The organism is Niallia circulans NBRC 13626 (genome assembly GCF_001591585.1).
GTDB lineage: Bacteria > Bacillota > Bacilli > Bacillales > Cytobacillaceae > Niallia > Niallia circulans.
Map to the genome: position 1 here is coordinate 180,762 of NZ_BCVE01000004.1, position 17,957 is coordinate 198,718.

At 35.5% G+C, this 17,957-nt stretch carries 17 protein-coding genes; 9 read left to right on the top strand and 8 right to left on the bottom strand.

The window, feature by feature from the left end:
- Positions 1-179: 179 nt before the first annotated feature.
- The 7 genes from BCI01S_RS06855 (at position 180) to BCI01S_RS06885 (ending at position 2,602) form a co-directional block, all read left to right on the top strand.
- Complete coding sequence (locus tag BCI01S_RS06855; protein WP_047943099.1) at positions 180-401, top strand: spore germination protein; 222 nt, start codon at positions 180-182, stop codon at positions 399-401.
- A 24-nt stretch (positions 402-425) separates the two neighbouring features.
- Positions 426-665 carry a spore germination protein GerPB gene (locus BCI01S_RS06860; protein WP_061797492.1) on the top strand — a complete coding sequence of 80 codons (240 nt, stop codon included), beginning with the start codon at positions 426-428 and terminating at the stop codon, positions 663-665.
- A 36-nt stretch (positions 666-701) separates the two neighbouring features.
- Entirely contained in the window at positions 702-1,337 is a 636-nt protein-coding gene (gene gerPC / locus BCI01S_RS06865; protein ID WP_047943097.1) for a spore germination protein GerPC, read from the top strand.
- Positions 1,334-1,513, top strand: coding sequence for a spore germination protein GerPD (locus BCI01S_RS06870; RefSeq protein ID WP_047943096.1), 180 nt, complete (start codon positions 1,334-1,336; stop codon positions 1,511-1,513). The genes gerPC and BCI01S_RS06870 overlap by 4 nt, the downstream gene beginning before the upstream one ends.
- A 2-nt stretch (positions 1,514-1,515) precedes the next feature.
- Positions 1,516-2,028, top strand: coding sequence for a spore germination protein GerPE (locus tag BCI01S_RS06875; protein WP_082138364.1), 513 nt, complete (start codon positions 1,516-1,518; stop codon positions 2,026-2,028).
- 82 nt (positions 2,029-2,110) lie between these two features.
- The gene (locus tag BCI01S_RS06880) at positions 2,111-2,329 is read left to right on the top strand and encodes a spore germination protein (RefSeq protein WP_047943094.1); all 219 of its coding nucleotides are present in this window, start codon (positions 2,111-2,113) and stop codon (positions 2,327-2,329) included.
- Between the two features lie 54 nt (positions 2,330-2,383).
- A complete protein-coding gene (locus BCI01S_RS06885) occupies positions 2,384-2,602 on the top strand; it encodes a spore germination protein (RefSeq protein ID WP_047943093.1) in 219 nt (72 codons plus the stop codon).
- A gap of 86 nt (positions 2,603-2,688) precedes the next feature.
- On the opposite strand, the gene addA is transcribed toward BCI01S_RS06885, so the two are convergent.
- The 6 genes from addA to BCI01S_RS06915 all read right to left on the bottom strand — a co-directional run bounded on the left by addA (position 2,689) and on the right by BCI01S_RS06915 (position 14,847).
- Positions 2,689-6,432, bottom strand: coding sequence for a helicase-exonuclease AddAB subunit AddA (gene addA / locus BCI01S_RS06890; RefSeq protein WP_082810008.1), 3,744 nt, complete (start codon positions 6,430-6,432; stop codon positions 2,689-2,691).
- The gene (gene addB / locus BCI01S_RS06895) at positions 6,419-9,910 is read right to left on the bottom strand and encodes a helicase-exonuclease AddAB subunit AddB (RefSeq protein ID WP_061797494.1); all 3,492 of its coding nucleotides are present in this window, start codon (positions 9,908-9,910) and stop codon (positions 6,419-6,421) included. Before addB ends, addA begins: the two co-directional genes overlap by 14 nt.
- A 258-nt stretch (positions 9,911-10,168) precedes the next feature.
- Positions 10,169-10,723, bottom strand: coding sequence for a signal peptidase I (gene lepB, locus BCI01S_RS06900; protein WP_061797496.1), 555 nt, complete (start codon positions 10,721-10,723; stop codon positions 10,169-10,171).
- 37 nt (positions 10,724-10,760) lie between these two features.
- Complete coding sequence (locus BCI01S_RS06905) at positions 10,761-11,381, bottom strand: TVP38/TMEM64 family protein (protein WP_047943089.1); 621 nt, start codon at positions 11,379-11,381, stop codon at positions 10,761-10,763.
- Positions 11,382-11,597: 216 nt separating this feature from the next.
- Positions 11,598-12,539: an LCP family protein gene (locus BCI01S_RS06910; protein WP_047943088.1), complete on the bottom strand. Its 942-nt coding sequence runs from the start codon at positions 12,537-12,539 to the stop codon at positions 11,598-11,600.
- 322 nt (positions 12,540-12,861) lie between these two features.
- The gene (locus BCI01S_RS06915) at positions 12,862-14,847 is read right to left on the bottom strand and encodes a S9 family peptidase (RefSeq protein WP_061797498.1); all 1,986 of its coding nucleotides are present in this window, start codon (positions 14,845-14,847) and stop codon (positions 12,862-12,864) included.
- Positions 14,848-15,088: 241 nt separating this feature from the next.
- Between BCI01S_RS06915 and BCI01S_RS06920 the strand changes: the two genes are divergently transcribed.
- Positions 15,089-15,454: a YhjD family protein gene (locus tag BCI01S_RS06920; protein WP_061797503.1), complete on the top strand. Its 366-nt coding sequence runs from the start codon at positions 15,089-15,091 to the stop codon at positions 15,452-15,454.
- Between the two features lie 20 nt (positions 15,455-15,474).
- Here the strand turns inward: BCI01S_RS06920 and BCI01S_RS06925 are convergent, their stop codons facing one another.
- The gene (locus tag BCI01S_RS06925) at positions 15,475-16,056 is read right to left on the bottom strand and encodes a competence protein ComK (RefSeq protein ID WP_061797506.1); all 582 of its coding nucleotides are present in this window, start codon (positions 16,054-16,056) and stop codon (positions 15,475-15,477) included.
- Between the two features lie 188 nt (positions 16,057-16,244).
- Here BCI01S_RS06925 and BCI01S_RS06930 point away from each other — a divergent pair, with 188 nt between their 5' ends.
- A complete protein-coding gene (locus BCI01S_RS06930; protein ID WP_061797508.1) occupies positions 16,245-16,475 on the top strand; it encodes an IDEAL domain-containing protein in 231 nt (76 codons plus the stop codon).
- Between the two features lie 95 nt (positions 16,476-16,570).
- On the opposite strand, the gene BCI01S_RS06935 is transcribed toward BCI01S_RS06930, so the two are convergent.
- Positions 16,571-17,848, bottom strand: a complete 1,278-nt coding sequence (locus BCI01S_RS06935) for a M48 family metallopeptidase (RefSeq protein ID WP_061797511.1) — start codon at positions 17,846-17,848, stop codon at positions 16,571-16,573.
- Between the last annotated feature and the right edge of the window lie 109 nt (positions 17,849-17,957).

Here is a 17,957-nt window from a genome sequence, read left to right on the forward strand (position 1 = left end):
AAAACAAAAAATCGCTATTTATAACAGTGAATTAACTCCTATTCCTTTTTCTTGTCATAGTACAATCATTCAAAAGAATATGTTAGTTAAGAATAGTATGAAGCTATCTAGGTGAATGTATCACCTAATCCGTTATTTTCCATAGTATGTATAAGAATATTGTATAAAGGATGTTGTATATGCCAGCAATTGTTGGAGTAGCTCAAGTTATATCCGTTGGGGGTAGCTCTATTTTTAATATTGGCGATGTATACAAAATGATGCCTATCTCTAATGCGAAAACCTTTTCTGGATCAGGCTCTTTTAATACAGGGGATGGATTAAAGATTACCAACTACCGTAGTTCTACCAATACGTATGATAACGATGGATTGGATCAGCCAATTGCTGCGAATGCGTAATTAGACTAAAAGGTGATGTGTCTAATGAATTATTTTATCCAACAATCTATAACCATAAATTCAATTAAAATCGGGGGGATTTCTAACTCTTCTGTATTACAGATAGGCAGTGCTGGAATTATTAAACCTGCCTCATACTTATATAATACGGGAGGATTTACAGAATCAGCTCCTGAACTTCAACCAGAAGAACCTGGAATGGATGTAGCAGATGAAGATACCGTTTTCTCACCTGCTGTTCCCTTGCAATCTCCTCGAAGATAGGAAGGATTTGCAATAAGGAAAAAAGGGGGGATAGAAATGTCTTATGATTTTTATCAATACAGTGAAAATATGCGTCATTATTTACAATTGCTTGAAAAAAGGATTAAAGATTTAGAAGCACAGGTTGCCAATCTTACGAATGAGGTTACGGCAATCAGCGAAAAGCCAACTGTCCATATTGATCGTATCGATTACAGCTTTGACCAATTAAAAGTGGAAACGTTAGAAGGAACCTTGAATATCGGACTTAATCCTGAAGACTTAAGCAACATTGAAGAACTTGCCATTAATCCAAATTCACCAACCCAACAGCCTCAGGCCCCTTTCTATCCACCCATTGATCCTAAGCAGATGATGAATCGATCCATGGATATAGAAGAGGTCATGCATCAATTTATTCAATTAGAATTGCCAGAAATCATTCGGCAAAAGCAATTAGAACTTAATATGCCCGAAGAGGAATCCTATGTCACCTTTATTCAAGAGGATATTACAAAGCAATTACCAACAAGGATTCAATATTATTTACAACAAAATACTAACCGTAAGCAAAGCGGCAGCACTTTATCTAATGAAGCAATTATCAACGCTTTAAAGGAAGAAATGGAAAATGGAGTTCATTTATTTTTAAGTCATATACCAGATAACATGAAAGGAAGTGGAAAAGAGTGAATTTTCAAGTATATAATCGAGAGCTTCAAGTAGGTAGAATTGATATTATAGGGGTTGCCAGCTCCTCTATTTGCTTAATAGGAGATACACAAACGATTCAATTAGCCTCCACCTTCGATACACCAGCCGAATCTTTAATTATTGGCCCTTTTGTTCCACTGCATCCAAAAATTTAACTATGTTACAGCGTACATCTGTTGTTGATTTAATCACTATTAATACCGTATCCTTTTCCTCCATTGTAGAAATCGGAGATGCAACTTACCATCAATCTGCCTCTAGGGCATTAGCAGTCCAAAGACAAAAAGAGTTCTTTTATGGTTCGGAAACAGAATATGAAGACTATTCTGTGTTTACAGAACCCATTCCCTTACTTCCTATTATCGAAAATGTAACATGTCATTTTGAAAATAGGAAACCGATCATTAAAGTAAATCATATAAATATTATTGGAATATCTTCTGCCTCCTTATTACAAGTAGGCAATTGCCGTCATCTATATGCAGAAGCAAGAATTAAACATATCCGGCAAATAGAGCAACCACTTGCAGCGGAAACAGAAAATAATTTGATCCAATTAAATGAGCCTAGTCAATTTAATACTACAACCCCTGAAAGCCCTATTTCCATTACTGGCACAAATCTTATAGGAACTCCTTTTTCTAATAACACAGAAACAAGTCTAGAATAATAGAAAGAGGAAGATAAAAATTTTTTCGAGAAGAATATTTTAATATCAGATTAGAATAGATACCACAAAAGGAGGTTAAAAAATGCCTGCAATTGTAGGACCAGTACAAATTGTTAACGTAGGAGAAGGAATTGTGCAATTTGGGGATTCATTATTTATTTCTCCCAAAGGAAATTCAAAGGCAACCTTAGGCTCTGGTACCTCCAATACGGGAGCATTTATTATAACAAATAATGGATTAAACGCTAGTAACTATATAGATACTAGTTTACTTGATCAACCAGTTGTTGCAAATAACTAGCTGCTAAGTCCCTTTCATTCGAGAGTTCATATATTTTTCAAGGAGGAAAGAATTATGCCTGCTATAATAGGTCCGATTCAAATTGTTAACACGGGAGAGGGAATTGTACAATTTGGAGATTCCCTATTTATTTCTCCAAAGGACAATGCAAAATCAACAATAGGTTCAGGTACTGGAAATAATGGTGCATTTGTAATTACTAATAATGCAGTCAATTCCAGTAATTATACAGATAGCAGCGGGATTGATCAGCCTATATCCGGTAATAATTAATAAATATTCTCCTCTGTTTTCTACATTAATTTGGCCTCCCACAATTTTTGCGGGGGCCATTTTATACGACTATGACACGAGAATTTTTACAACTTTAACACATGTGCACCATCAAAGAAGAATAAGTATTTCTCTTCTATTTTTCGCTTTAAGATTTTTTCCAATGCTTCTGTATAAAGCTCTATTTGCACTTTATAGCGTGATTCTAATATTGGTTTTGCTTCTTCATATCCACTCTTATAACGACCAGATATTGTGTCTGTTTTATAATCAAGCAATACAGTACCTAAGTCATCTTCAAAGAATACATCAATAATTCCTTGAATGAGAACAGGCTCTTCTTCTCCCTGCCAATCTGCATATACTCGGCTTGCTGGATAGGCAATATTAAAAGGAATTTCTCGTACAAGCTTTGGTGCCTGCTGCATTCTTTTTCCTAAAGGTGATTGGAAAAAGGATAAAATAGAAGAAATATCAATAACTTCGGCCTGCTCAGTCGTTAATAGTTCTTTTTTGACCATCTCTTCTAATAATTGCTTTAGACCAGCTGCCGTAACTTCTGCCTTTACATCTACATGCTGCATAACCATATGCATAGCTGTTCCGATTTCTGCTGGGCTTAATTTTTTTTCCTGCATGAATTTCGGTCGATTCCAGACCGTTTGCTTCCATTTTTCAGCAAGGTCTGTCCCACTTTGAGCATCCCGCAGTTCTCCTTGGCGCTTCAATTCGGATACAGACTGCTTAGAGCGATGAGAGGTGCTTTCCTTAGAAGAATAGGACCATGCGAAAGTTCTCTTAATGTCTTCTTTATAAGCAGAGAAACGATCCATTCGCTTTCCTTCCGATACTATTTCAAGCCATTCATTTTCTTTATTTTCTTCCTCCACCGATCGGTTTAGAAGCTCCTCTTTTTGAAGAATTTTCACTTCCCAATTAGATGGATGAAAAGAAATTTCCTCTTTTTCCCTCCAACTTTCTAAATGAATCCATTTGTTGTCACGATGTCTCACTAATGCTGGACCGATCCAATCTAAGTATGACTTCGCTTGGGCACGATCAAACTCATTTAAAAGCCAATTGGAATGTTCTGCGATTTGGGACCATTTCTGTTTTGCCTTTTCTATATCCTTCACCGCACCTATTAAAATCAGCTTTTCCTTTGCTCTAGTTAATGCAACATATAAGACGCGCATCTCCTCTGCCAGCAACTCCATCTTTTTCTTTTTAGCAAATGCAATTTGCGGGAGGGACGGATAAGATATTCGCTTTTTTGCATCAATATATTTCGTAGCAAAACCTAAATCCTTATCCAATAAAAAGTTCTTTCTTAAATCCATTGTATTGAAATTACGGCCCAATCCTGCCATAAATACAAATGGGAACTCTAAACCTTTACTGCTGTGAATTGTCATAATTCGAATAACATCTTCTTGTTCGGTTAAAGCTCTTGCAGCACCTAAATCATTGCCGCGGTCCCTCATTCTCTCTACAAAACGAAGGAAGCGGAATAACCCGCGAAACGATGTTTCTTCATATTGCCGAGCCCTGTCATAAAGTGCACGCAAATTTGCCTGACGCTGATTTCCTGCTGGTAATCCCCCCACAAAATCATAGAAATATGTTTCCCGATAAAGCTTCCAAATTAGTTCAGATAACGCCCCTCTTCTTGCTTCAGCGCGCCAATCTGCAAATTTATCAAAGAACGGTCTTATTTTTGCATACAAAGCTTCTTCTTTCTGATTATTGGATTGAATAAAAGCTTGAATAGCTTCATAAAAAGCTCCTTGTTTCTTGGCAATCCGCAGCTTACTTAATTCCTCTTCCGTTAATCCCACAATAGGAGAGCGAAGAACTGAAGCAAGCGGAATATCTTGATATGGATTATCGATAATCTTTAGTAAAGACATCATGATATCTACTTCTGTGGATTCAAAATAGCCTGTTGTTAAATTCGCATAGGTCGGGATATTATACTGCTTTAATTCTTCCATTATTTGCGGAGCCCATGTCATAGACCGCAATAAGATGACCATATCCTTATAACGAATTGGTCGATATGCTTTTTGTTTTGCGTCATATACCTCTTGGTTTGTTTCAAATAATTCTTTTACCTTTTCAGCAATTACTCTTGCTTCCAATTGTGATTGTTCCAGTTCTGCTGCATCAAGTCCCGTTGACTCTCCGTCCATCTCCATGTCTTCACTTGACTCAGCACGCTGATTTACTAATGCAACCTCAATCGGATAAGGAGTTTCTTCTGGATAACTTGCACCTAGCTTTAATTCTGCGCTTTCATCGTATTCGATTTCGCCTACTTTTACACCCATAATTTGCTTGAAGAGAAAGTTGGTTCCTTCTAAAACTTCTTTTCTACTGCGAAAATTTTTCGCTAAATCGATTTTATAACCAGCATCTTCCCGTTCTTGAAACCGAAGATATTTCGCTAAGAATAGATTAGGCTCTGCTAATCGGAAGCGATAAATACTTTGTTTTACATCGCCAACCATAAACAGATTTCCTTCCGATTCACTATCCTTTGTTACTAGCTTTAAAATAGATTCCTGCACTAAATTTACATCCTGATACTCATCGATAAGCACTTCTTTAAACTGATTTCGATAAAACCATGCTGCTTCTGATGGAATAAGCTCCGTATTGGTTTCCTCGGGTTGACTTAAGATAGCTAAACAAAAGTGCTCTAAATCAGCAAAGTCCACTAACCCTTTATCCATTTTTATTTGTTGGAATCTTTGCCCAAAGGCCTCCACTAGATAAACAAGTGTCTCCACATGTGGCTTCATCGCCGCCATATCCTTTAAGAAGCTCTGTGGTTTTCTTGTAAAAAGATCGCTTTGCATTTCTTGCAATATTTTTTTGGCACGATCTCTGATTCTTTGTCCCTCTTCCACTAGCGCTGGATCATATTCGTCTCCTTTGCATGGTTTTGCCCGTGAAAATTTCAATGACTGCATGGCCTCATATAAAGTTTCCCAGGAATGTGCCTTTGCCTTTTCTAAAATAGACACTAATTCTAAATCGTCCAAGAAGTTGCTCGCTCTCGGGGCGGGCCCTCCTGGAAGCTTTGTCAATTCGTAGCCATACTCAAGCAGCTTCCTCACACCGTCTAGCTGCAGCTCCACATCATCGATTAAATGCTTCATAAATGGTAATTCAGTAATATCTGCATCTTCCTTCTTATCATACATGTCGATTAAAGACTGTAAATAAGCAGACGGAAATGGATTAGAGCGGGAAAAATCATATATTTCTTGAATCATTCGCTGCAATGCATCATCACTGCGATCATTTGTAAAAGCATCTACTAAATCAAAAAAAGCGAGATTATTTTCCTTTCCGTATTCCTCTTCAAAAAGATCTTCTAAGCATTCATCTCTTAATAATTGTCCTTCTGTTTCATCCGCAATTCTAAAACCTGGATCCAAATCAATGACATAATAATATTTTCGGATAACTTCTAAACAGAAAGAATGAATGGTAGAAATATGGGCTTTATTTAAAAGGGCCAGCTGTCTTTTTAAATGCTGGGAGGCTGGATTTGCATTGATTTCCTTTTCCAGCACTTCGCCGATCCGGTGCTTCATTTCTGCTGCTGATGCGTTCGTAAAGGTAACAACGAGCAATTCATCCACATTAATTGGCTGATCGGATACGATTTTTCGAATCATTCTTTCTACTAATACGGCTGTTTTACCTGAGCCAGCTGCCGCTGCGACTAAAATATCCTGGCCACTAGACATAATTGCTTTCCACTGATCATCTGTCCAGGTAACATCTGCTGGCTTGTCTGGTATATTAATCTCTTTCACTTGTATTAGCCTCCTCTCTAATTAATTGCAGTACTTCGTCTTTTGAGTAGGCTGGCAATTGTCTATATTGATTTGTTTCTAATGCTTCATCAAATTGACAGACAGACTTAAACGAGCAGAAAGTACAAGGCTTCTTGTCATTTAATCGATAAGGTTCTATGCCTACTTCCCCACTAATAATCTTATTTCCTGAATCTCTATATTTGTGACGTACAAATTTTTGCATTTTGCTAAAGTCGTCTCTAGTAGCTACCTTCGATGCCTTCGTAAGAGTGCCATCGGTTTTAAAGCCTGCCGGTACAATCGGCGAATTCCCTTTTTCCAATGTTTCATCCATTAACTGAATGACTCGTTCTTCTCCAAGCATTAACCCATTCATTTTAAATTTCTTTAATAGCTCTTCTTCGATTTCATCTAATGTGAGGATTTTTTTACTGGAAATCATCGGATTATGAACATGAAAATATAATACTCCAGCCGGGCTCGCTTCCTTATCCACCAAAATCGTGCTGTTTGTAATAATTAAGTCCAAATAAGTCAGCATCTGTAAGGACAAGCCATAGTAAACTTCATTCATATTTAATTCTTGCCCGCTTGATTTATAGTCAATTACACGTAAATATACTTCATCCCCTACTTCTGCTTTATCAACACGGTCGATTCTGCCAATCAGATTCATATTCGTACCGTTTTTCAGCGGAAAAGAAATCGATGGCAGCTTCCCTTTTGGTCCAAATTCAAGCTCTAAATCAATTGGCGAGAAACCGCTATGTTTGGCATGTTCGCTTAAAATAAGAGAAGCTCTGCTAATGATTTGTTCTAGCTTTCTTTTTATATAATGATGTCTATTAGTACTAAGCAATATCTCATTCTGCAATTTAGGTGCGAGCATTTCTACCGCATCTCTTGCTAAACTTTCACATTGCTCTCTTGTTAAACTAGACCACATTAACTCTTGATGCATAACTGTTTCCGCAATATATTTTAAAGCTGCATGAAATAAGTCACCAATAGCAGGCGCTTCTAAACGATATACCTGCCGTTCACGAAGCTTTAATCCATGGGTAGCAAAATGCGAAAATGGACAAGCATGAAATAACTCCATTCTCGAAACACTTGCTGATATGGTATCTCCATACAATTCACTGCTTGTTTGTTCCGATAATTTCTCGGTTTTATTTTGATAAGTTAAACTAGAAAAAACCTTTTTGGCTGGTTCTCTCCAATTTGGGTGTTCGATATACTCATTGTAAACATCCCACCAGAAATCATAGATAGGATACTCTCTTTTCTTCAAATAAAGCTGGCCAGTAAGGTAAGACAAAGTTGTTTGTAAATGAACCACATAATCAAGCTGGCCTTCTTCTGACAATTCTTTCGGATCAGACATATAATAGACAGTTTCAGCTTTTGGAAATAGATCCTGCATTCTTTTAATATAAGTAGATGGCAAGATAGACTTTCCTTCATCGTTTGCCAGTGGATAGGTTAAATAAAGATAATCCGTTGGCGTTGTAAATGCTTTATATGCAAGAAACTCCTCGTCTAATAACCTTGTTTTGCTTGTAGGAGCAAGCTTCATCCCTTTTTGTTGTAATGATTCTCTATCTGTGTCTGCAAGTATGCCCTCATCCTGAAATCTCGATGGAAAAACACCCTCATTTAGACCGATAACAAACGCAACCTTTATATCATTTAAACGAGACTGTTCTAAGTCAGCAATCAATACTTGATCCAGTGCTGGAGGAACAAGAGAAAACTTTAATGTATCTAGCCCTGCACTAATCACCGTTGCAAATTGCTTGGTTGAAAATTCCTCTTCCCCTAGTATCTCCACAAATTGATCTAATAGATCTACTATACTGTTCCATGCTTGATCATGCTCTCCAGCTTTTACTAGCTCCCCTTTGCTTTCTAACTCATTCTTCCAATACTCCATCTTCACCGGCACTTCTAGCTCTTCTAAAAATAAATATAGTGCTTCACATTTCGCTCTGCCGTTTTTCCCTCTTTTCAAGCGGTTTTGAAGGCGGATTAGAGGCGCAGTTAAAGAGAGACGCAGCTCATTTAATTCTTGTTCGAATTCCTTTTCTGCGTCCGTCTGCACACCTTGTTCAAATTCCAGCCCCTTAATTCTTCGATACTTCCAGCGTTCTTTTGAAGTCCACTTACTTCCCTTTATTCCATATGCAAGACAATAGTTTTCAAGCCTGTCTACTTTTTCTCTAATATTATTTTTGCGTTCATGAAGTGGAAATAGTAACTCTGTTTTTATCGAACGAAACACAGGCTCATAGCGCCAATTTGTATCGAAAATTTCTAAAGAGGAACGGATCAGCTCCACCAAAGGATGATCATGCATTCGACTTTTCTGATCAATAAATATTGGTATATGATAATCTCTAAAAACAGTTTCTATAATATTTTGATAAGCTGACAAATTACGAGAGAGTAAACTAATCTCTCGATAGCGATAATTTTTATGTCTAACGAGTTTTATGATTTCCCGTGCAACCCCTTCTATTTCTGCACGCGGATTTACGCTTTCAGCAAATTTAATAGTTGTATCTTCAGTAAAAGCTACAGCTGGTCTACTATCAAAATGACTCTCTATATGAACTAACGATGGATGGCTATTTTTTTTGAATTCCGTAAGCTTGATAACCTCGACTTTCACTCCTAACTGCTTAGCCATTGCTTGGATTGTTTGGAAGGATTCTGTTGTCATTCGGAATAAACTTAAGTCATCATTTTGGAAAGTAAAAGGATCTAATGTATTCGTAATCGTCACCTTTTCACATGTATGCATTAACTGCTGAATGATTAAATACTCTTGAGGCGTAAAACTATAAAAACCATCAATGTAAATTTCAGCATTTTGCAAATAAGAGGACTCGCTAATCTTTTCCGCAAGCAAACGGAAATAATCCTCACCATCAATGTAATTTCCAATTATTCTTTCTTCAAATTTTTCATAGATTAATTCAAGGTCACTGATTTTATCCTGTAAAGCTTTGGTTGGTTCTTTTGTTCCTTCTAATTGTGCTTTCGTTGCTAACAGTTCCTCTGGAGTAACAGTATATCTTCTAAATTCCGTGACTAATTGTTCTACCTGATCAATAAATCCGTTCTTATCGGCAACCTTTTTAAATAGAGTTAGGTCATTTTTATTCTCTTCTATAATTTTTCGAATCAACATGCTTACACCCATACTATTGATGTGATAGCGGCTGATTCCGCCTGTTTCTTGCAACACTCTCCATGCAAGGCGGGTAAAACTATATACTTGTGAACGAAACATTCCCTGAACATTCGAGCCAGACAACAAACGTTGATCTGACATAAAGGTCATCTGATCTGGAACGATATAAATAATCGGATTCCCTTCTGGATTTTCAGCAAGTTTCGCTTGGATTTCTTCGATACAGAACGTTGTTTTCCCAGTACCAGATCGACCTGTTAATAAGCGGACAGTCATCCAAAATCCCCCCCCTTTTTTTCTATCTCCATTATTTTTTCTCTGTAATTATCATCATAACATAGAAACACATGTTTCTATAGAAAAGTGCTGCTGGATAATTTTTCTCTTTTTCTAAGCGTTAATTTTAACAAAAAAATGCTGGGACATAAGTATCCCAGCTTAAGGTAGACCCAAACAATTATACAAAGATACAGATTCATATAATTGTTTGGCTATTTTATTAATTAAAAAAAGATGCTTACGTCCTACTCTTCCCTAAAAGGAAAATTGTATTTCATTAAATGGCCAATAGCGCAAGCTGACTTTCCCAACTACTTGGTCAATAGAAATAAATCCGAAATGTCGGCTATCCCAGCTCCCTAATCGATTATCCCCTAATACAAATAATTTCCCCTTCGGAACTGTAACTTCTCCAGTAATCTCTTTTAATGTAAAATTCCCTGTCAGCCTTCCTGAAGAAACTTGTTTGCGGTAGTCATCTAAGAAAGGCTCCTCATACTTTTTCCCATTTATAAATAGGTGGTCATCTCTATATTCTACTTTATCTCCAGGGATGCCAATTACTCGTTTCACATAATCATCATTTTTATTTGCATGAAAAACAATAATATCAAAGTGATTAAAATCAGTCATTTTATAACCAACTTTATTAACAACTAATTTATTTCCGTCCTGCAGGGTAGGCATCATCGACTCGCCTTCCACTACATAATTGGAGAAGAAAAAAGCACGAATTATAATAAAGATGATAATTCCGATAGCAAATGCCTTTAACCATTCTATGCTTTCTTTCTTTATTGCTTCTTTCAACCTCTATCTCCTCCAAACAATATTTACAAACCATTTTTTAATGGCTTCTCTCTTTCTCATCAATCCCTACATTATTCATTTTCATTTCGATTCTTTTTCCAATAAACCAAAGAATAAAGATAGCAATCACAACAGGTATCGTACGTAATGGCTGAGCAATCATGGATCGTAAATCATAACCAATAAAGCTAATCGTACTAATCATAACAAGCTTACCAGCGATTACTGCCAGAATATATTGGCTTGTACTAATTCTCGATAAACCAGCTACTATATTTACAAGTGCAGATGGTGTAAATGGAAAACATAAAAGCAAGAACAAAGGACCAAATCCATGTCTTTCAATCCAGATCATTGGCTTCTGCACTTTTTTATGATTACTTAAAAATCTCAGCATTCTTTTTTTTCCATATTTCCTAATAATCGAGAATACAAGCAATGCTCCTAAAATTGTTCCAACCCATGAATAGAGAAATCCCAGCCAAAATCCAAATGCGTTCACATTAGCCATAATAAAAACAAACAGCGGCAAAAAAGGTAAAAACGCTTCTATCAGCGGCAGCAGGACCCCTGGCAACGGTCCAAATGAACGATAACTATCAATTAAATCCATTATTCTATCAAGTGTAAACCATTCTTTCATTAAGTTTATATCCATGAGCACAAAACCCCTTGTATAACTTACGCATCTTTTCGTATGTGTATTCTTTCAATAGTGTTGATTTTTTAATTAATCCAATAAAATACAAGGATCATTCCGCTCCTTATATAGCCATTCTCATTTTAACATCGGCAGACCCAAAATTCCCCTGCCTTTTCCATTTTATTCATACATTGCTAATAAACATAAAGAGTATGTTAAAAATCACTCCATTTATTGCGCTAGAAATTCTTTTATCGCTGCTTTATTCGCTTCTAAATCGACAGATAATACAGCAGCCCCATTCACTCTCATATCTTGAAAAGTTCCGTCTACTGGAACTCTTAACGATTCTACCTCATGACTTTTTGAAGTCAGTAAATCTTTCCCGATAAATAGCATGTCGCCAGTATCCATGCTCGTATTAATATATGGCATAATAACTCCTGCCAATTTGGGTAATTTTGCAAATGTTTGAACCGCAGAAACTTGATCAGCGATTGCTTGTAATGTTTTTTGTTGTCTTGATACTCTGCCAAAGTCTGATTCTGCATCGTGTCGGAAGCGTACATATCCCAGTAACTGTTTTCCATTTAAATGTTGTAGTCCCGGCTCTAATGTCACACCAATATTTTTAGACATTTGCTTTTCTACATCGATCTCTACACCATTTGGGAATGCTTCATCAATTACTGCTTCAAATCCTTCAAAATTTACAATTGCATAATATTGTAAATCTATATCAAAATTTTGTTTAATGGTTTGTCTTAGTAATTCAGGACCATCAATCGTATATGCTGTATTGATTCTACCTTGTCCATATCCTGGTATATCTACATACATGTCTCTCATTAACGATATGATTTTATATGTTCCTTTATCTGGATGATATTGGGCAATCATAATTGTATCTGTTCTAGATTGCTTTTCACCTTTACGCTGGTCGCTTCCCAGTAAAAGAATATTCGTGCCCCCATTACTATCTTTTTCCCCATTAAATTCATATTTAACCTCGTCTATTCCTATCTTCCCTAACGATTGCTTTTCGCCTTGCTTAAATTGAAAAATACTATATATAGTTACAGCTAGTATAAATAGAATAAGGAATAGAAAGAAGACTCTTCCTTTTCGTAATCTCCTTCTTTTCTTTCCTTTTCTATACTCCGCTCTCCCCATTTCTTTTAATCCTTTCTATATCAATCTCATTTTTTAATTATTTCATTATTAATTGTAACCTTTGCAAAAAATTTATAGACCTTCTTTTCCATGTAAATTCCTACTGTTATCTAGCCCCTTAATTGCTTTGTCATTATCTTTCTTTTTACTATCATATCAAAAAATGCTCCATTCTACATTTTTTTCTACTTAAAATTACATTGCAAGGTAACATTGTCCTTTTTCTCTCTTTTTCCATATACGCTCCTCTTAAAATTTCTCTTCCAAAAGAATATTCCTATATCAACAAAAAGAGGGCACCCAACGGCGCCCTCTTAATTTCTTATATATACTCTAAAAACCAATTGTTAATATAGTTTAATCTTTCTATTCGAAGTGCGGGTTTGCCACTCCTGGAAAGTTCATGATTTGATTCTGGAAAACGGACAAATTTTGTTTCTTTCTTTTGTACCTTTAACGCAATAAACAACTGTTCTGCCTGTTCAATTGGACAACGATAATCTTTTTCACCATGTAATATTAGTAAAGGTGTTTGTATATTATTTACATAGGCTAACGGAGAATGCTTCCACAGTGTTTCTATATCATTTAAATCTGCTTTTATTTGCCAATCAGTGAAGTAATACCCTATATCACTAACCCCATAGAAACTAATCCAATTAGAGATCGAGCGCTGTGTAACAGCTGCCTTGAAACGGTCTGTATGTCCAACAATCCAGTTTGTCATAAAGCCGCCATAGCTTCCCCCTGTAACCCCTAGGCGAGAAGCATCAATAAAATCAAATGTTTCTATTGTATAATCAACGGCATCCATAATATCTTCATAATCCTTTCCACCATAATCTCCACGTACAGCATCTACAAATTGCTGTCCATATCCATGGCTTCCTCTCGGATTAATAAATAATACAGCAAAACCATTGGAGGCTAATGTTTGAAATTCATGAAAATAAGAATTAGCATACATTGCATGCGGTCCTCCATGAATCTCTACTACCATCGGATATTTTTCGCCCTCTTTAAAACCTTGTGGCTTCATTAACCACCCATGAAGCTCCCAACCATCCCGAGACACAATTTGAAGCGGCTCTGCTTCAGAGAAAGCATGAGTTTCGGCAAACTCCTTATTTATATTTGTTATTTGCTGAGTTTCGCCAGTCTCTAAATTTAATGTATATAAATCTCCAGGATGTGTAGGTGTGCTAATAGCCACTACCGCTTTTTTTAAACTGCCTCCTGTAGATAAACCATAAACATGCTGGTTATCTATAAGAGATGGATAGATAGCTCCAGAAGTATTTCCAAAATAAACAACTGTATTTCCGTGATCTGTTGCTAAAAAGGTAAAACTTTCATTGTCCTCTCCCCACAGCATACCAGGCGTTACAGTTCCCTGTTGAAAATCACCGATTGCATAATCCCCAACATTCACATCCCATTCTGGAGTTAAGCATTGTAGAGAATCCGTTTCTATCTCATACACCCATAGCTGAGATAGGGTAGCATTTTCATACTCTCTGCCGCTCCCTATTAATCCTAATCTTCTACTATCAGGAGTCCATGTTGCTTTTCCGTAATTTCCATTGCTTTCCGTAATCTTCTTCCAACTGTCTTCTTTTCTATTATAGAGATAAATATCAGAGATAAAACTGAAATCCTTTTCTTTGCTTTCATCTGCACTAATTGCTATGTATTGCCCATCAGGTGACCAGCTTTGCAAATAATAATTATTTTCTCCAGAAGTAAGTTGTGTGATTGTTTTATTCTTAATATTTAAGACAGCAATATGATCATAGCTGCCATCCCAAAAGCCCTTTCCGTCTGATTTATATTTCATATTTGTCACTTCTAGAGCAGAGAGCTTTTCCTCCTTCTGGTCTGTTTTCATCTCTTTATTTTCTACTGTTTCTCCTTTTTTTAAATAGCATTGAAAAGCTATTTCTGTCCCATCAGGTGACCATACTGGATTACTCACTCCGTTCGCTAAAGAAGTAAGCTGCTCCGCTTCTCCACCTTTTTTACTTAATAAAAATAATTGATTTGTTCCAGAACGATTAGAAATAAAGACAACTTCTTCTCCAGTCGGTGACCATCTTGGAGAATGATTTCGATGTTTCCCAAACGTCCATTGCATTGTTTCAAGTGTGTTTAGATCTTTATGATAAATATTGGAATAATATTTATCAGTCTCTTTGCAAATGGAAGTGACTACATACAAACATTCTTCCCCTTTTACTTGAGGATCCACCACAGATTTTAATTCATATAAATCTTCTGCATTTATTCTTTTACTTTCTTTCACTTCCATCTTCCTTCCTTATTAAAATAATTATATATTTCGACAACTGAAATACCTTTCCCTTCTTCAGCTGCCTTTTTTCTTTTCTATATTTTATCAAAGATAGCAATTGAGCCTCGTACATACAGAGGCAAATCTGTAACCCACCCGAAAATTGTCATTATTCACTTGAAAATAGGAAATAAAAAAGGTATGATCATAAACAGAGAACAAATGTTCTGTTTCATATTGAAGGAAAGGGGTAACGAGTATGACAAGAATTCCTGAAATAGAAAGAGATGTTATGGAAAAAGCTATTTATCTTCCTATGCTTTTAACAATACTTAATCGAGATCTGCAGGTCATCAAAATAAGTAATTTAAAATTAAAACAACCTTATATAGATTTACTCGAAAATGCAATGAAAGTAGTACTATCGGAGTTAAGAAAAACGAAGAGTTATATGTATAAGCATACAATGAAGATTCAAGAAGTAAATCGTGATGAAGCATTTACCATGTTTTTATTTATTTATAACGGCTATGAAGAATATCATAACTACTTTAACCCCCGCCTTCGGAATAAAGTTCAAGAATTATTGGAACATTATTTATACAAAAGGTTTACTATTAGCTAACAAAAACAAATAAAAAAAGTTCAATTACTATTCTGCTTTTTTTTATACATCATTTGAGCTTCTGCTAATTTTTTTTGTTTATCCACCAGTAAACTTTTATATGTTAACTTGGGATTAATACTTGCTTCATGATTATAACGCTGTAATGTTTTAAGAGAATTTGTCCGCATTATTTGATTTCTTAGGGTATAGAGCGAAACCCCTATTTCTACACTTTGCAAATTTTGAAACGTTATTCTTACCTTAGAGGCTTCTATTTTTTTGGTATCAAGAATATGATGAAGAGAAATCCATGCACAGTTGTTATTCCTAGGAGAATGAGTGGGAAAAAAATAAACGGAATTAAAATCATCAATTACAATTGGAAGTTTATGATAATAGGTCATTAGTTGGCGAGTCCCCTCCCTTCTCCCTTCATAAGAACTTCCCAGATAACCACATGTTGCTTTCACAATCATTAACGGACTAAGTTTGCATAAGAAAACATTATTATGTTCATATACCTTTGAATAGATATCGCCATTAGCTACAATAGAAGGCAAGACTGCAAGCGTATGATAATTAATATAATACTTATCGACTATTAAAAAATTTTCTTCCAACGATAAATCCTCCTTTTTTAGTAATCTTCCCCTATAATAGCACTTTTTACCTAATGAATCTTAAGACAAAATAATTTTTCAGAATATAGACATACTTTATAATCAAATTTCATAATTTTTAAAAAAACAAATTGATAATTATCCATTTCTCCCATATAATATTAAAAAGGCATCAGGAGGGAAAGACAATGAATGATAAGTCCTATACTGAGTTTACAAAGTTAAGTGGCCAGAAAAAAAACACAAATACTTATGTAAAAGACCTCTATATTGAAATGTTGCTTTCTGAAATTCAATTAAATAATGAAAAAGCAAATTTGATGTCCTTGATTGATAAAGCCATTGATGAACATGACAGAGAAACCTTCAACGAACTGAGCAGCGAATTTAATTTATTATGTAAGCGCTTCGGAACTTGATAATAGTGGATTATTTTAAAGCCAAAGGATGTCTTTAAAGAGTCTAATCACCTACTATGATTAAATTCTTTAAGACATCCTTTATTTTTGGATTATTATTTTTTCTGATTTTGTATTCGAATGCTTTCTTCTTCCAGCTTACTAATTCTCTCCAGCATCGTCGGATGGCTATAGCGGAATATTTTTACCAATAAAGGTGGATTCACTTCACTCAGTCCGGTCTTTGCTAGCTTCTGAAATGTAACAATACCCGCCTCTGGATTTTCTGTTAATTCGACTGCATAATGATCAGCTCTTTTTTCCTCATATCTTGAAATGACATTAGTTAATGGGTTTACAGCAAATAGCAGCATCGAAATTAATAAAAGAATTAAAGGGAAGGACTGTATATCCTCTACTTTTACAATTTTAAGTTCTGTCCCCCATCGATTTACAATCCAGTACAGCAATTTATAAATAAAATACAAACCAAATAAAGAGGAAAATAAGGAGATGCCTATTCCTATATAAATATGTTTTTCTACATAATGAGCCATTTCATGTGCCATTACAAATAAAATTTCGTCATTCTCTAATTCCTTTAAACTAGTATCCCACAGCACAATTCTTGCATTGCTCCCTATCCCTGTAACATAAGCATTTAACGCCCTCGTTTTATCTGACATATTTACTTCAAAAACATGCTCGGCTGGAATATTAGAAGCACTCGCAAGCTTCAATATCTCTGCCTCTAATTCTTTATCCTTTAAAGGGGTGAAATCATTGTATAGCGGGTCAATGACGACAGGCTGAATAAACGTGAGAAATAAAGTAAAAGGAATGGATAATACCCAGGCATAAAGCCACCACCTCTTTTGACTCTTGCTCATTAGCCAGTATAAGACGGAAACAATAAGAAACATAATGACATAATTCACCCAAAAATCAATGAATTGATCCTTCATCCAAGAAGGAAAGCTCTGGGTAGAAATATGATAGGTTTTCGATACAGAATAACTAATATAACTAAGTGGAAAGGTAATAATAAAGGCAGTTATATTCAGCCAAAATAAGTAAATAGCCGTTTGTATCGACTTATATTTCGCAGAAGTCTCTCCCCATTTTTTAAATACTTTGGAAAAACCAAATAACAAAACAAATAAGTAAAAAAGCCATTCAAATGGTGTAGAAATAAAAAACAAGAAGTTCCTTACCCGTGAATATTCCCCACTTAATACTAATTCTCTGCTATTTAAAAAGGTACTTGGATCTGCTTGGGATCCTTGATATTCAAAGGGCAAAGCTGGACTAGTATATTGAAATAAATACCAATAAAAAAACAAACCGTATAACACATAGGCAACTACTGCATAAAAGCCAATTTTTCTAGTCATAATCTCCCTCCTGCCTGCCTAGTACAACCTATTATTAATAAGTAGTCCAAAAAGAATTTTTTTAGAACTAAAAGGAGATATTTTCACTATTTATTTTGATGTAAAAAAA

Excerpts from the sequence above, each read along its gene's own strand:
- BCI01S_RS06855 (WP_047943099.1), top strand. The coding sequence starts at position 180 with ATGCCAGCAATTGTTGGAGTAGCTCAAGTTATATCCGTTGGGGGTAGC.
- BCI01S_RS06860 (WP_061797492.1), top strand. The coding sequence starts at position 426 with ATGAATTATTTTATCCAACAATCTATAACCATAAATTCAATTAAAATC.
- gerPC (WP_047943097.1), top strand. The coding sequence starts at position 702 with ATGTCTTATGATTTTTATCAATACAGTGAAAATATGCGTCATTATTTA.
- BCI01S_RS06875 (WP_082138364.1), top strand. The coding sequence starts at position 1,516 with ATGTTACAGCGTACATCTGTTGTTGATTTAATCACTATTAATACCGTA.
- BCI01S_RS06880 (WP_047943094.1), top strand. The coding sequence starts at position 2,111 with ATGCCTGCAATTGTAGGACCAGTACAAATTGTTAACGTAGGAGAAGGA.
- BCI01S_RS06885 (WP_047943093.1), top strand. The coding sequence starts at position 2,384 with ATGCCTGCTATAATAGGTCCGATTCAAATTGTTAACACGGGAGAGGGA.
- addB (WP_061797494.1), bottom strand. The coding sequence starts at position 9,910 with ATGACTGTCCGCTTATTAACAGGTCGATCTGGTACTGGGAAAACAACG.
- BCI01S_RS06905 (WP_047943089.1), bottom strand. The coding sequence starts at position 11,381 with ATGGATATAAACTTAATGAAAGAATGGTTTACACTTGATAGAATAATG.
- BCI01S_RS06910 (WP_047943088.1), bottom strand. The coding sequence starts at position 12,539 with ATGGGGAGAGCGGAGTATAGAAAAGGAAAGAAAAGAAGGAGATTACGA.
- BCI01S_RS06915 (WP_061797498.1), bottom strand. The coding sequence starts at position 14,847 with ATGGAAGTGAAAGAAAGTAAAAGAATAAATGCAGAAGATTTATATGAA.
- BCI01S_RS06920 (WP_061797503.1), top strand. The coding sequence starts at position 15,089 with ATGACAAGAATTCCTGAAATAGAAAGAGATGTTATGGAAAAAGCTATT.
- BCI01S_RS06930 (WP_061797508.1), top strand. The coding sequence starts at position 16,245 with ATGAATGATAAGTCCTATACTGAGTTTACAAAGTTAAGTGGCCAGAAA.
- BCI01S_RS06935 (WP_061797511.1), bottom strand. The coding sequence starts at position 17,848 with ATGACTAGAAAAATTGGCTTTTATGCAGTAGTTGCCTATGTGTTATAC.